11 protein-coding genes are annotated in these 15,851 nt (G+C 37.6%); 9 read left to right on the top strand and 2 right to left on the bottom strand.

Annotated elements, in window-relative coordinates; all coding sequences use genetic code 11:
- The first annotated feature begins 292 nt into the window (after positions 1-292).
- From ACM03V_RS32915 to ACM03V_RS32925, 3 genes are all read left to right on the top strand, one after another.
- Positions 293-2,764, top strand: coding sequence for a hypothetical protein (locus ACM03V_RS32915; protein WP_414625024.1), 2,472 nt, complete (start codon positions 293-295; stop codon positions 2,762-2,764).
- Positions 2,765-2,983: 219 nt separating this feature from the next.
- Positions 2,984-3,535, top strand: coding sequence for a gamma-glutamylcyclotransferase (locus ACM03V_RS32920; protein WP_414625025.1), 552 nt, complete (start codon positions 2,984-2,986; stop codon positions 3,533-3,535).
- 433 nt (positions 3,536-3,968) lie between these two features.
- Positions 3,969-5,915, top strand: coding sequence for an alpha-amylase family glycosyl hydrolase (locus tag ACM03V_RS32925; protein WP_414625026.1), 1,947 nt, complete (start codon positions 3,969-3,971; stop codon positions 5,913-5,915).
- Positions 5,916-6,135: 220 nt separating this feature from the next.
- Here ACM03V_RS32925 and ACM03V_RS32930 read toward each other — a convergent pair whose 3' ends face one another.
- Positions 6,136-6,285 (bottom strand): hypothetical protein, encoded by a 150-nt coding sequence (locus ACM03V_RS32930; RefSeq protein WP_414625027.1) that lies wholly within the window; start codon positions 6,283-6,285, stop codon positions 6,136-6,138.
- Positions 6,286-6,485: 200 nt separating this feature from the next.
- On the opposite strand from ACM03V_RS32930, the gene ACM03V_RS32935 reads away from it, so the two are divergent.
- The 4 genes from ACM03V_RS32935 (at position 6,486) to ACM03V_RS32950 (ending at position 12,653) form a co-directional block, all read left to right on the top strand.
- A complete protein-coding gene (locus ACM03V_RS32935; RefSeq protein WP_414625028.1) occupies positions 6,486-7,766 on the top strand; it encodes a cytochrome P450 in 1,281 nt (426 codons plus the stop codon).
- Positions 7,767-7,942: 176 nt separating this feature from the next.
- A complete protein-coding gene (locus ACM03V_RS32940; protein ID WP_414625029.1) occupies positions 7,943-9,193 on the top strand; it encodes a cytochrome P450 in 1,251 nt (416 codons plus the stop codon).
- An 82-nt stretch (positions 9,194-9,275) separates the two neighbouring features.
- Positions 9,276-10,523, top strand: a complete 1,248-nt coding sequence (locus tag ACM03V_RS32945; RefSeq protein ID WP_414625030.1) for a cytochrome P450 — start codon at positions 9,276-9,278, stop codon at positions 10,521-10,523.
- A 522-nt stretch (positions 10,524-11,045) separates the two neighbouring features.
- Positions 11,046-12,653: an MFS transporter gene (locus ACM03V_RS32950; RefSeq protein ID WP_414625031.1), complete on the top strand. Its 1,608-nt coding sequence runs from the start codon at positions 11,046-11,048 to the stop codon at positions 12,651-12,653.
- Between the two features lie 118 nt (positions 12,654-12,771).
- Here ACM03V_RS32950 and ACM03V_RS32955 read toward each other — a convergent pair whose 3' ends face one another.
- Positions 12,772-13,629: a phosphate/phosphite/phosphonate ABC transporter substrate-binding protein gene (locus tag ACM03V_RS32955; protein ID WP_414625032.1), complete on the bottom strand. Its 858-nt coding sequence runs from the start codon at positions 13,627-13,629 to the stop codon at positions 12,772-12,774.
- A 311-nt stretch (positions 13,630-13,940) separates the two neighbouring features.
- Between ACM03V_RS32955 and ACM03V_RS32960 the strand changes: the two genes are divergently transcribed.
- Positions 13,941-14,837, top strand: coding sequence for a c-type heme family protein (locus ACM03V_RS32960; RefSeq protein ID WP_414625033.1), 897 nt, complete (start codon positions 13,941-13,943; stop codon positions 14,835-14,837).
- A gap of 54 nt (positions 14,838-14,891) precedes the next feature.
- Complete coding sequence (locus tag ACM03V_RS32965) at positions 14,892-15,779, top strand: c-type heme family protein (protein ID WP_414625034.1); 888 nt, start codon at positions 14,892-14,894, stop codon at positions 15,777-15,779.
- Positions 15,780-15,851 lie beyond the last annotated feature (72 nt).

The raw sequence follows: 15,851 nt of genomic DNA on the forward strand, positions 1-15,851 counted from the left end.
AACATCCAGACCTTTGACCTTTAACCTATGCCCAAAATTATAAAGTTATCGTAAATAATCGGGAACTTTTCACCTAATCAACTACGTCAAAGCTCGTATACAAGTAAGCATAATAACATTAATTTTATCCCAACTAAGTTTATAGTATGGGATAATAAATTCTTTGTATTTAATTGCATTTAAGCGCTATTGCTTAGGAATTCAAAGATTTTTCCAAGATGTAATTTTGATTCAATATCAGAAACAAATCTTAAATATTTGTACACTAATGACGGATAAAGGAAAATTTACTATGACATCATCTAAAAGTAATTCTACTACAAATAAAACACGGATATTTGCTGTTTTAGCATTAACTGGCATTATCTCTGTGAAGAACGAGTTTTCGCTATTAAAAAGCGCGATCGCAACTCCGGTGGTTGTCCCTACTTCCCAAAATTACCAGTTAAGTAATGCGGTTATTAGCCAAGGACAAAATAATTCTCAAACCATAATTCAAGTACAGAGTCAGAATAATACAAGAAGCGGTTTACCCGTCGCGGTAATGAATGCTGTCATCAAAGATGTATCTCGCAATCAAAATATACCTGAAACTAAGTTAAGAATAGTCGGTTACAGTCAAGAAACTTGGCGTAATGGATGCTTGGAAGTACTTAAACCCGGTGAAGGATGTACCCGAAATTTGGTTCCCGGTTATAAAGTCTCGGTATCCGATGGCAGCCAAAGATGGATTTATCATACCGATAGCAACGGACGTAAATTACGTTTGGCATCTGGTGGTAATTCTAGTGATTCTAATTCGCAATTACCCGAATCGGTGAAATCGCAAGTAATTAGAGATGCTGCTCAACGTTTGCAACAATCTACTTCCAACTTCTTCATTATGCAAGTGCAGGAGAAAACTTGGAAGGATGGCTGTTTGGAATTGGGCGACGCTAATACAATTTGTTCTCAAGTTTTAGTACCTGGTTATCGGGTTATTGTCGGTACCAAAGGACAAAGTTTGGTTTATCATACAAACAAGTCCGGTTCGGTAATTAAGCTGAATACTAAAGCTAGTGAAATTACCGATAACGGCTTACCTTCTCAAGTCAAAGATACCGTTGTCAAAGCCGCATCGGAATTCGTTGGAAGTTCTAGAGTTAGCGTCACAAAAGCCGAGCAAGTAACATTTACCGATAGCTGCTTGAATTTAGGTGGCCCCGCTGAATCTTGCTTGAGAGCAAATCAAAGGGGATGGAAAGTTACCGTCACAGGTGCAAGCCAAACTTTGGTTTATCACACTTCCATCGATGGCAATCAAATTCGTTTGAATGCAGCCGCTAGCAAGTTAACATTACCCCGGAATGTTCGCAACGGTGTATTAAAAGAAGCAAGAAACATTTCTGATTTACCGGCAAGAAGATTAAAAATAGTTTCCTTCAAGCCAGCAAACTGGCAATATGGCTGTGAAGATTTTAGTTTCAACAATCCCTGTGACAGAACAGATGTTTCCGGTTGGGAAGTAACCGTCAGCGGCAATTCAAAAACTTGGATTTTCTTAACGGATGCAACCGGAAATCAAGTTAAATTAGCCAATCAAAATACTCAACCGACATCCGGATTACCTCAAGCTGTTTCTAATGCTATTGTTAAAGATGCTGCTCAATGGTCTGGTTTATCGCAAAGTCGAATACGCATTGTCAAGAGCGATCGCAAAATTTGGGATAATCCCTGCTTTTTAACCTTCAACCGGATTTGCAACAAAGCTTTTATTCGTACTCCCGGTTGGATAGTTACTCTAGAAGCCAACAACCAAACTTGGATTTACCACGCTAACGATAACGCTTCGGTAGTAGTTCTCGATCGTACCCAAAGTTTAACTCAAAGAGCTGCTGCGGAACTTAAAGTTGATGCAGCAAGACGCTCCCGATATACATCATCCATCGAGCAAATCCGAGTTATCGAAGTCGAACAACTCAACGAAAGAAAAGATAACGTCCCCTTGATGAAAGCTACTTTGTCCGACAGTAGAGAAACTTGGACTTATCGCTTTAAGCAAGATGGTTCGGATTTTGAACTTGATGCAACTGCAACATTACCAAAATCCATTGAAAATGCAGTATTATCCGATGTGAGAAACCGGGTAAGTAGTAAAGTTTCTGCTGACAATATTGTAGAATCTCAACAGGTAAGATGGCGCAATGGTTGTTTGGGTATAGTTAGCCAAAGCAGAACACGCTATTGCTTCTCCAGAATTGTAGACGGTTATCGAGTAAACGTAAAAGTTGGTTCGGAACTGTTCGTTTACCATACCGATAGTAGATCCACAGTGATTTTGAACGAAAGCGCTAGTAAAATAAATGGGAATCAAGCTACAGTTTTACCCGTGAGAATTCCTAGCAACGAACTGCCATCACCTTTAACCAGAGGAATAGTATTACGTCAAATCAGCAGCGGTGGTTTTGCCGGACAAACTTTTGAAACCGTTTTATTTGAAGATGGAAGAGTAATGCGCTATCGCATGGGTGATATGAATGATTCGAGCCGTAGTGTTCGTAGAGTTTCCAGTCAGGAAGTACGTAACTTTCAAAGATTGTTGCAAAATCAGCGCGATGAATTCAATAATATGAGCTATCCCGCTGCTAAAGGTGCCGCAGATTTTATTACTTACACCCTTACCAGCCGTGATGGTACCGTACAATTTAACGACACCTCCCGCGATAACATATCCAAAGATTTAATGTCTGTGGTGGAAGCTTGGAATCGGATTTTGAGAAGTTAGTTGTTAGTAGATAGTGGTTAGTTGATAGTTGGTAATGGGTAATTGGAATATATACATAACTTATTACTGTTGTTAAACCCTTAAAATAAAGAGAATCCCCCCAACCCCCCTTATAAAAGGGGGGCTTTTTGTAAGTAAGTTCTTAATTCCAATGCCCAATTACCAATTTTCTATTTCATTTGATATATTGACTGATGTGGTAAATATTTATATAGATAGATGAGCGATCGCACTTGGGTGTTGGAATCTCACAATCGGAAACAATCACAACTTCATGAACCGATGTTTTATTATTTTGCTTACGGTTCCTGTATGTGTCCGGTGGATTTGAAGCGCACTATGGGTGAAAATACTCATGATTATGTCATAGGTGCGGGAATTCTCAAGAATTATCGTTTGGGATTTTATCGTTATAGTGCTTTTCGCAAATGTGGTGTGTTGGATGTTGTGGAAGATGCCAAAAGTACGGTACATGGTGTACTTTATCGATTACCTTTAAGACTTAGCGAAAGCTTAGATAAGCGCGAAGATGTACCGCGTGGTGGCTATCGTCAGCAGTCTGTAAGTATTGATTTTCAAGGGAAGGTATATAAAAACGTCCGCACCTATGTGGTGGTAAATAAACTTTTAGAAGAGATGGCACCTAATGATTGGTATTTCAATGTTGTATTGCGGGGTGCGATTACCTGTAAGCTACCTGAAGAGTATTGCTGGGGTTTGTTTAATCATATGCACGGTTTGCAGTCTTCTCAGTTAACAGTTAGCAATTAACAATTATCAGTTCATAATATGTAGGGTAACTTTAGTTGAAGAGTACGGCACCATTATCAGTAATCAATTGGTGCGTGACGGCAGGATTAATTTGTTTAGTTGTGTTCTATAAATTATCGTAGCCGTCACACAGCCTACATCTTTATGTTAATAATTACACATATAAATTATTTGTTTATTTTTATTTTTATCAATAATCTTATTAAATAAAACTCCCTACTCCCCACTCCCTATTCCCTACTTCTTTCTTAAATCATCTCTACCCAAAGAATGAAGACGCATATCTAAAAAAGATGGTATTCAATCTAGATGAGTAATAGAATACTGTCTAATAATTAAAATACGGAAAAAGAAAAAGATTGGGAAGAATACGGATTTAATGTTAGAAGTATTGAACTACTTAATTAACTAAGGATAAAAAACATAAATTTCTATGGTAAGTACTCCTCCATCTCAAGCTAGTAACGATCAATATAAGGTTGAGAATGCCCAAGCAGAAGTCGAAGCGATTATTGAAACTCCCGATTCTGATGCTGATATTGATTTGGAGTTTCTCTACACTAGGGATATTGAATTTCGCCAAGAAACCATTTATTTTCTTGTAGTTGACCGTTTCAACGATGGTAATCCTAAAAATAATAAAGGGTTTAATTCCGAGCTTTATGACCCAGATAGACAAGAATGGGGTAAGTATTGGGGTGGAGATTTAAAAGGAGTCATTGATAAATTAGATTATCTGAGAAATTTGGGAGTTACCGCTCTTTGGTTGACTCCTTTATTTGAGCAAGTTGAGGAACTATTTATTGAAAGTGCAGCAATTCATGGATACTGGACGAAAGATTTTAAAAGGTTAAATCCCCGTTTTATTGCCCCAGATGATGAACCTTCTCTGAATAAAACTCAAGATACCAGAGATACTGTTTTTGATAGATTAGTAGAAGAATTGCACAAGCGCGATATGAAGCTGATATTAGATATTGTGTGCAATCATAGCAGTCCCGATACTGGTGGTAGTAAAGGTGAATTGTACGATGATGGTGTGAAGATTGCCGATTTTAATGATGATAAAGAAAATTGGTATCATCATTATGGTGAAGTAAACAATTGGGAAGATGAATGGCAGGTAAAAAACTGCGAATTATCGGGTTTAGCTACTTTTAACGAAAACAATATTGAGTATAGAAATTATATTAAATCGGCAATTAAGCAATGGTTGGATAGAGGAGTTGATGCTTTAAGAGTAGATACAGTTAAACATATGCCAATTTGGTTTTGGCAAGAGTTTAACAGCGAAATGTACAACCACAAACCAGATGTGTTTATCTTTGGGGAATGGATTTACAGCCGAGCGGATGATGACCTTTCTGTAGAATTCGCCAATAATTCTGGTATGACTATACTAGATTTTGGGTTGTGCATGGCACTGCGTCAAGCTTTAGGAACGAATGATGAAGCTGGGTTTTATTTAGTAAATGATGTTTTAAAGCAGGATTACCGCTATAACGGTGCAACGGAATTGATAACTTTTATCGATAACCATGATATGCATCGCTTCCAAAGTCTCAACCCAGATAACGATGTTTTACGCTTGGCAGTTGATTTTTTAATGACTAGTCGGGGAATTCCCTGCTTATTTTACGGTACCGAACAATATCTGCATAACGATACCAATGCCGATGGTAATATTTACGGAAATAACGACCCCTATAACCGTCCGATGATGGATAAATGGGATACCGAAACTCCGCTTTATTGGGATGTGCGGAAACTTTCCGGGTTGCGTCGTTTGAATCCTGCAATCTCGATGGGTAGTCAGTGGGAGAAATATATTACACCAGATACTTTCTGTTACGTGCGCCGCTATAATGGTTCCCGCTGCTTTGTAGCTTTGAATAGAGGAGATGCTACAACTGTAGAAGTCTGTGACACCGAGTTACCAGATAGAGAGCATACTTGCGTATTAACTGGACGTAAATTTGAAGTCAAAGATGGGAAAATTTACAACTTAGAATTGGGTGGAAAAGAGGCGATCGTTATTAGTCATGTTGGGGAAAGATTGAAAGCCCAAACAATAGTTAGAGCGCAATTAAATGGAGTAGAAACCGAACCCGGTGAAAAAATTGTAGTGATTGGGGATTGTCCGGAATTAGGTAATTGGGATATCAAGAAAGCATATCCTCTTGAATATATTAATTCTAATACTTGGTTTGCCGAGATTCCTTTTAATGAAAGTGCTGGTAAACTTATTAGCTATAAATATGTAATGCTACGCGAAGGGACTTCCCCTTTACGGGAAAATTTGCTGGCTCGTCGTTGGGTAATTGCCAGTGAAGGTACTGTTAAATGGAGGGATATATGGGCTTCGGGAAGAGAGTCTTAATCAGTTATCAGTTAACAAATTTGATGTAATCATTTTACCTGGCGGTTGAAACCACGGCTACACAGACAAAACCCACCTGCGTGGGTTAGATTTAAAGTCCACGGAGGTGGACTTTGCTTGTGTAGTAGCGGTTTCAACCGCCGAATATTCTTAAATAATCAAATTTGCCTTGAGAATTTTGATCAGGCTGACTGTAAGTGGGTACGCAAAATTATTTGTGTCATTGCGAGCGACAGCGAAGCAATCCCAACACCTTGCGATTGCTATCTCCCTTCGGGAGACGCTGCGCTAACGTTTCACTTCGTTCAACTCGCAATGACAAATGCACAATTAATTTTGCCCAAGTACTTATAGTAAATAATATCAGCATTTATTGGTTAATCCGATCAAACCAAAACCTCGATGTTGGGTTAAAAGCATAAGTTAAATCCTAAGTGGGAGCAGATATATTATTCGTGCTTTTAACCCAACCTACAAACTTAACTCCTAACTCCTAACTAAAAATTGCATAATCCCAAACTCTTCACCCCTAAAGAATAAATAAGGAATTAAAAAAATCTGCGGGTGAATATGTCGATTTCTACAATTGAAAGATTAAATCCATTTGTCAAAGAAGTAATTAGCGACCCTTATACTTATTACAGTCGGTACAGAAAGGAAGATCCAGTACATTGGGGACTTTCTGCAAATCCTAAGTTAGATGGTGCTTGGTATCTATTCCGCTACCGGGATGTGATGAAGGTGATGGAAAGTCCGAAGTTTGGTAGAGAAGCTAGTAAGGTACGAGATGATGGTGAAGGGGCACCAGTACCAAAGGCTTATCGGGGATTTAGTTCGATGGTAAGCAATTGGATGGTGTTTCGAGATCCTCCGACTCATACCAGATTAAGAACTATTGTTAATAAAGTATTTTCTGCCAAAATGGTGGAGAATTTGAGGCCTGCCATTATCGGAATAGCTGATTGTCTTTTAGATAGAGTTCATTTGCAAGGGGAAATGGATTTAGTTGAAGATTTTGCTTTCCCTTTACCAATCATGGTAATTGCCGATATGTTGGGTGTTGACCCTAAAGATAGACCTTTATTTAGAAAATGGGCTTTATCTCTGCAACACGCTAGCGCCAGTCGTTTGACACCATCCCCGGAAGTTTACGAAGAAGCAGAAGCAGCAACTCAAGGATTTATCGAATATTTTAAAAAGGAAATTGCGAAAAGACATCAAGAACCCGGAAAGGATTTGATTACAGCTTTGGTTAAGGCAAGAGATGAAGGAAATAAATTAAATGATGAGGAAATATTAGCTACCTGTATTCATTTATTAACAGCAGGTCATGAAACTACAGTTAATTTGATCAGTAAGGGAATATTGGCTCTATTGCGCCATCCTAAGCAGTTGAAACTGTTGCGATCGCACCCCGAATTAATGCCATTTGCGGTGGAAGAGTTGGTAAGATATGATTCCCCGGTGCAAATGGTTAGTCGCTGGGCTTATGAAGATTTTGAAATTGATGGGAAGGTAATTAAACGCGGTGATAGCGTTGGTTTAATTTTAGGCTCTGCAAATAGGGATGAAGAACAGTTTGAAAATCCCGACGAATTAAACTTTGAACGAGAAGCAATCAAGCATAGCGGTTTTGGAAGCGGGATTCATTTCTGCTTGGGTTCATCCTTAGCTCGTGCTGAAGTCACCATTGCATTAAACACTTTAATAAATCGATTGCCAAATTTGACTTTGAAAGAAGAATCAATTGAATGGGCAAATAATATAGTTTTTCATGGCCCTAAGCATTTACAAATTGGCTTTAGTTCGCCGAGGGATGCGAAGGGTTTGTGGGGACACGATCATGTTTGAAGAGTGAGGGGGTAGAGGGGGAGAGGGGGAGATGGGGGGACAATTAAATTATTAACTCTTAACTATTCCCAATTCCCAATTCCCGTAACGGAACAGTGGTAAATCTAAAGCAAATGCATCCGTTGTTAAAATCCAAAATCTAAAAGACACTGTTAAAATCCAAAGAGGTATTAATTATGAATATACAAGAGAAAATGCAAGGTTGTCCTTTTCATAAGGAAAAAATAGGGGAGGAATATCAACCTTTTGTCAACCCTCAATTGTCAGATCCTTATTCATTTTATGATTTTGCTCGGAATGAAGAACCTGTATTTTATAGTTCCGTATTAAGTGGCTATGCTATAACTCGTTATTCCGATATCATTTCTATTCTTAAAGATCCTGTAAAATTCTCTTCTAGAGATAATATCCAAGCTATTGGGAAATATGCTCCGGAGACAATTGAGGTTTTACGGACGGGATTTCCTTTCGTGTCCGATTTGGTGAATAGTGATGGCGATCGCCACAAGTTTCTTCGTGCCCCTTTACAAAAAGCATTTGCACCAGCCAAACTCAAATCGATGGAAGGTTCTATTGCTGCAATAGTTAATAGATTAATTGACAATTTTATTAACGATAATCAAGTTGACATCCTCGATAAATTTGCTTATCCCCTACCAATGGAAGTAATTTTCACTCTTTACGGGGCACCGTTAGAGATGATACCAGATTTTAAACATTGGGGTTATCAAACTACAAGGTTATTTTCTTCAGCTTTAACCGTAGAAGAACAGGTAGAATGCGCTCGTAGCTTTGTCTCAATTCAACACGCTGTGGCAAATTTAATTGAGGAAAAACGTAAAGCTCCCAAAGATGATTTAATTAGTAATATTATCGAATCCGAATTAGAAACTCCCGATATCGTAGCAGTTTTATACGGTTTGATAGTAGCCGGACATAAAACAACTTCTCATTTGATCGGGAATACATTAAAAGTGCTTTTGGAAAAACCCGGTTATTGGAAAGCGATTAGCGAAAATCCATCAATTATTCCCGGAGTTGTGGAAGAAGGATTAAGATATGATGCTCCGATTCCAGCAATGATTCGGACTAATAACGAAGAAGTTGAAATAGCGGGAGTTAAAATTCCTGAAAATAGCAAATTATTTTTGATGTATGGTTCAGCAAATCGAGACGAAAATCATTATCAAAATGCAGCAGAATTTGATATTCAACGCTTTCAAAATCAAACATCCGACCATTTAGCATTCGGGCATGGAGTTCATCGCTGTATTGGTTCCGGTTTAGCTTTGATGGAAACCAAAATTGCTTTTGAATTGTTATCACAGAGAATTCCAAACTTAAAAATTCAACCAAATCAAGAATTAAATTACATTCCTACCTTGATGACAAGAGGATTTACAAGTTTGATTTTGGAGTGGAATTAGAAGAGAGGGGTAGAGGGGGTAGAACTTCTAACTCCCAACTCCTAACTCTTCACCTTTAACCTTTAACCTTTAACCTTTAATCATGATTGAACAAAATAAGACACAATCTGCTGGTACTTGTCCGTTTCATGCAGCACAAGAATATCAACCTTTCAACGAACCACAATTAGAAAATCCTTACCCATTTTTTAAAGAAGCTCGAAAACAAGAACCTGTTTTCTATAGCTCGGTGGTAGATGCTTATGTAATTACACGGTACGAAGACGTTTTAAATATTCTCAAAAATCCTACAGTATTCTCTTCGGCTAAAAGTCTGCAAACCGCTGGAGATATGACTCAAGAAGCTGCAAAAGTATTACAACAAGGTTTTCCTTTTGTATCTCTGATTAATAGCGATGGAGAGCAACACAGACGTTTGCGTGCGCCTTTCCTGAAAGTATTTGCATCAGATAACTTAGCAAAAGTAGAAGATTCAATTTATGCGATCGCCAACAAATTAGTAGATAATTTTATCAATGATGGCACTGTAGAAATTGTATCAAAATTCGGTCATCCATTACCCCTCGAAGTCATCTTAACTATGTATGGGGTGCCTTTAGAAAAGATGGAACAGGTGAAAAAATCCGGTAGTGATATATCGCTGTTCTTCTCATCATCATTAACACCGGAGCGTCAAATAGAATGCGCTAACAGTTATGTTTCCTTACAGCACTATATAGCAAGTTTAATCGAACAACGACGCTCGACTCCCGGTGACGATTTAATTAGTCAATTATTAACCAGCGACTTGACAACACCGGAAATCGTTTTAATGTTGTGTGAAATGATTATAGCCGGACATAAAACCAGTGCAAATTTAATTAGTAAAGCATTGAAATTACTCTTAGATAATCCTGGAGCATGGCAAAGCTTACATGAAAACCCATCACTGATTCCCATAGCTGTCGAAGAAGTACTCCGATACGATACACCAGCCCAATCAATGATTCGGGTTACAACTCAAGAAGTGATAATTTCAGGAATAACAATTCCCGAAGATAGTCGTTTGCTCGTACTTTACGGCTCCGCAAATCGCGACTCTGAAAAATATGAAAATGGCGATCGCTTCAACATCGAAAGATTCAAAGATGCCCCCGTCGATCATTTAGCATTTAGTCACGGAACCCATCACTGTACAGGTTCCAATTTAGCTAGAAGAGAAGTCAGAATTGCTTTGGAAGTACTATCTCAAAGATTGCCAAACTTACGAATTACTCCCAACCAAGAATTACATCATTTGCCGATATTAACCAATCGTGGTTATTCCAGTCTGAATTTAGAGTGGGATTAGGAAGTAGTTAGGAGTTAGGAGTTAGGAGTTAATAAGTTAAATTTCTCCTTGTCTCCCCATCCTCCTCTTCCGCCTCTTCCCTCCGCGCTCCTTTGCGTTTACCTCCGCGCTCCTCTGCGTTTCAAAAAAACTATTCCGATACCGGAACATTCTTATTTAACAAGATATTCCCTTTCCCAATCTCGAAAATTACAACACATCCATTGGTGCGTGACACGATAAACATTATCGCTACGTCCAAAATTGCTCAAGGTGTCACACGCTAGGGTGTTGACTCTATACCTTTTTAAAAGATAAAAATTCATGCAAAAAATGTGTTGGTGTTCATGCGGAGTGCCCTCTCCCCTTCTCCTGGAGAGGGGTGCCCGTAAGGGCGGGGTGAGGGATGGGGGTATGAACAAAAAGCGCAGAAATTCAATTAAGCTCACACACCTACAAAACAATCCCCCCAATATTGCATAAACTAATTCCCCCAACTCCTACTTAATAAATGAGGAGTAAATAAAACAACGGAGGGTAAATGTGAACGCATCAATTCAAGCAGAGCAGAAAAATACACCAAATATCGCTCAAGATAAAAATCTTTACATCATTATTGGTGTAACGCTGATATCTATTATGGGAGGGCAAACGGTTGCTCCAATATTACCGAGTTTGACATCCGTATTTGATGTCTCTACCAGGGATATTGAACTGGTGATGACGCTCTTTGTATTACCCATTGGTTTAGCAACTCCCGTTTTAGGGGTATTAGCCGACCGAATTGGCATTAGAAAAGTTTTGATTCCGGCTTTAATATTGTTCGCAGTTGCGGGAGCTTCGATTGCTTTTGCAGGAAGTTTTACTAATGTTCTCGGATTACGATTTTTGCAAGGATTGGGTGCGGCTCCTTTAGATGCTTTATCGCTAACGATGATTGCCATGCTCTACCAAGGTAGAATGTTGGGGACGGCAATGTCTATCAATGCTACCGTTATCGGTATATCTTCGGCAATATATCCGTTGGTGGGTGGAGCTTTAGGAAGTCTGAATTGGTCATACCCATTTTTACTTTCGGTTTTGGCTTTTCCTTTGGTTATGCTGGTAATAATGGTTTTAAAATTACCTACAAAACCCCCGACAGCGAAAAAGGAAAGTTTAAAAGTTTATCTCAAAGGTACTTGGAATAGCGTTAATAACCGTTCCGTGATGGGATTATTATTCGCCGTGGGTACCATCTTTATGATTCAGTTTGGAGCTTTCATAACTTACGTACCAATTTTTGCAGATCCTGATGGTGATTCCCAGTTTATGAATGGGGTTATTTTATGCGTAATGTCTTTGGCGGTTGCTATTAGTGCTGCTCAACTAGGGTGGTTAATTCAAAGATTTTCGGAAATCACCTTAATTAAAACTTCTTTTATTATCAGTGCTGTGGCATTAATCATGATTCCCTTCATGACAAATCCTTGGATGCTGCTAATTCCTAGCGCTTTATTTGGTGTAGCATTAGCATTTGCTTTACCATCATCTCAAGCATTATTAGCAGGGTTATCAGCTCAAGATTCTCGGGCTGGATTTATGGCGGTGAATGCCAGCGTGCAATCGTTAGGGCAAGCACTTGGCCCCATACTCGGAGGAGTGGCGATCGCCTTGGGTGGCATCAAACTTGTGTTCTTCAGTGCGGCTATTTATTCTGTAATTGCATTCTTTATTTTCAACATTCTCATAACTCCCAAACAAATACAACCCGTACCAATTGTTAGCGAATTACAAGCACAAAAAACATTTGTTCCACCGACGGATTTACCGACAAATATACAAGCACCCGTTCCTCAGTTAATTCATACTTTAACTAACAAAGTTGTCGATTTACCCGAAGTTCCTTCATTAATTAATATCGGCAAAGATAGCAGCAGTACGCAAAATATAAACGTTTCAGATTTACCTCATTCGGAAGTAGTTTCTCGAAATCACGCTCAAATCAAATTTGATGGAGAAAATTACTACATTCAAGATTTGGGAAGTTCTAACGGTACATATATTAATAAATATCCACTCTTGCCGGGTATTTGGTATAAGTTAGGTCCTGGAGTCAAACTAGGTTTAGGGAAGCGTGATATGATAGCCTTTACGTTTCAATTAAATTAACTTTAATTAGTAAATAAACTAGTACCGCTTCGCGGAAGTAAGAAGTAAGAAGTAAGAAGTTTGATTTTCTAGGCTTTTCAGCTATTTTTAATGGTTGCCTTATTTACGCCGACTTGTACTAGTTAAATAAACGCACGGGTTTGGAGTCAATATTTTTTGCAATAGCATTCACTCTTTGAACCACACTAATCATATATTTATAATCGGGAGGTGATGCATTGGGAATATAGTTTGCTTGTTGAATCAAAGAATTAGGAGCTTTTTTTAAATGATTGCGAATCAAATCGGCACGTTTTTTTTCCACAAGCGGACTACATAAAAGAGAACCGGAAGGTACGGAATGAGAATCGGTGAATAAAATCCGAAACTGTGAAGAATCGAGTTTTGATTTATAAAAATTAAACTCTTCTAAAGAAAGAGCAGCAGCATCAACTTCACCATTAGATAACCATTCTAAAGATATTTTTGCTGTAGAAGCAAATTGAATCGATGCTAATGTCAAACCATACAGATTATAAAGTGGGAAATAATAGCCGGTTGCAGAACCTTGTTGTCCTAAAGCAAGCTTTTTATTGCGTAAATCTTGCAATTTATTCAAAGGACTGCTTTGATTAACAACAATTACAGAACGAGAAGCTTGATCTAATTCTAAAGGGAACATACTCCAATATTGATAATTAGCAATACTCATAGCAGCTAAACCAGGAGTAGAAAAAACTAACGACCAAGATTTACGTTTCATGCGTTCGACTGCTATTCTCTCATTAAAAGCCGGTTCTAATTCAATAATGGTTTGTAACTTTTCACTTAAATATTCACGAAAACCGCTTAATCTTTCTACAGTTTGTTTTCCTTGTCCATAACTGAGTACACCTATAACTAAACGTTGATTTAATATGGTTTCCTCTGTAGTACAGGCTGCTATTGATAACAGCATTTGTGAAATAAATACACGTCGAGATAATTTAGTTGCCATTTTTATATTATGGTAAAAATAATGCCTAAAAGTATACTTACATTATGTAAACAATATTAACAAATTGCAGGTACTTAAATAAAGTTTTATTTCAGAATGATTAAAAATTATGAATAGTTGTACTTATGTAATTGAAAAAAAATAATAATGTTAAATTTTTCCTAAAAATCTTCCTAAAACAGATTAATTTTCCTTAAATTATGCTTTATTACTAATATAAAATTCAGTGATTTAATTATAATTTCTGCTTTCTACTCCCCACTTTATACTCCCGATCTTATAAAAACAAACTAACAAAAGGATAAAACATCATGAAAATAGGAACAAGAGTAACTTTAAACTTGATAATTGTTTTTACAGTTGGTATTTTAATTAGTGGAATTGCACTCGCAAGCGTATTAGATGCAAAAGCCCAAGGAGAGGTAAATTCAAAAGCAAGCGCGTTAATGGAAATGAATAATTCCATTAGAAACTATACAAACGAACGAGTACAGCCGTTATTGCTACCTAAAGTTGAGACTGAAGATAAATTTATTCCGGAATCAATCCCAGCTTTTTCTGTCAGAGAAATCTTTGAATATTTTCGTAACGATCCAGAATATGCCAATTTTTTATATAAAGATGCCACATTAGATCCGACTAATTTACGAGATAAAGCCGATCAATTTGAAACTCAAATTGTCAATAAATTTCGTGAAAATCCAGATAAGAATACTTTATCCGGTTATCGGACAATATCAGGAGCAAAACTTTACTATACGGCTAAACCTTTCTCGGTAACAAATGAAAGTTGTCTGCGCTGTCATAGTACTCCAGAAAAAGCACCAAAAAGTCAATTAGCAACCTATGGAACAGAAAATGGCTTCGGATGGAAATTAAATGAAGTTTTGGGAACCCAAATAGTTTACGTACCCGCCGAAAACATTCTTAACAATGCCCGCGACTCATTTATATTGATTACCGGAATTGTCGTGATGGTTTTTGCAGTTGTAATTATTCTGATAAATCTGCTATTAAAAAGAACTGTGTTACAGCGGATTAAAAACATTGCATCAGTTGCCGAGCAAGTTAGCGTTGGTGATATGAATGCTGATTTTGGCAAACAAAATAAAGATGAAATTGGAGACTTAGCTGAAGCATTTAACCGCATGAAATACAGTTTAGAAATTGCCATAAATATGATTAATAAAAAGAGAGATAATAGGTAAGAGGTCAAAGGTTGAAGATGTTTACCAATTATCAATTACCACCCTGTTAAAATCATGAAAATCGGAACTAAAGTAACATTAAGTTTAATAATTGTTTTCATCATTGGTATATTAATCAGTGGATTTGCATTGGCAAATGTATTAGAAAACAAAGCTGAGAGCGAGATAGATTCTAAAGCAGGTGCGTTAATGGCAATGAATAATTCAATTAGAACCTATACAAATGACCAAGTACAACCTTTATTATTGCCAAAACTAGATACTCAACAAGAATTTATTCCGGAAGCAATACCAACTTATGCAGTTAGAGAAACCTTTGAATATTTTCGTAAAAGTCCGGATTTTGCGAGTTTCTTTTATAAAGATGCTACATTAAATCCCACAAATTTACGAGACAAAGCCGATGATTTTGAAGCTGATATTGTCAACAGATTTCGTCGGGAACCCGAAACAACTTCTATATCGGGTTTTCGCGATATGAATGGAAGCAAACTGTACTATACAGCCAAACCTTTTCCAATCAAAAATGAAAGTTGTCTTCGCTGTCATACGACTTTAGATAAAGCACCGAAAAGTCAAATAAATACTTACGGCACAGAAAATGGCTACGGATGGAAACTTAACGAAATTGTTGCTACTCAAATTGTTTATGTTCCCGCCCAAAGGATTTTTGACAATGCCAATCGCTTTTTTCTGATAGTCATGGGAGTTGTAGCGATGATTTTTACAGCAGTAGTTGTAATTATGAATCAGTTATTAAAAAGAACCGTCTTAGGGCGAATTAAAAAAATTGCTACAGTTGCCGAACAAGTTAGCGTCGGCGATATGAATGCTAGCTTTGGTAGCCAACGTAACGATGAAATTGGTAATTTAGCTGAAGCTTTTAATCGGATGAAATATAGTTTGGAAATTGCGATGAATATGTTGAATAAGAAGGGATAGTTGAAAGTTGAAGGAAAGTTCGTTCGTAGTAGCGCTTCAGCGCATCCGGATTTCAGATGCGCTGAAGCGCTA

Source organism: Calothrix sp. CCY 0018 (assembly GCF_963920925.1).
Lineage (GTDB): Bacteria > Cyanobacteriota > Cyanobacteriia > Cyanobacteriales > Nostocaceae > Rivularia.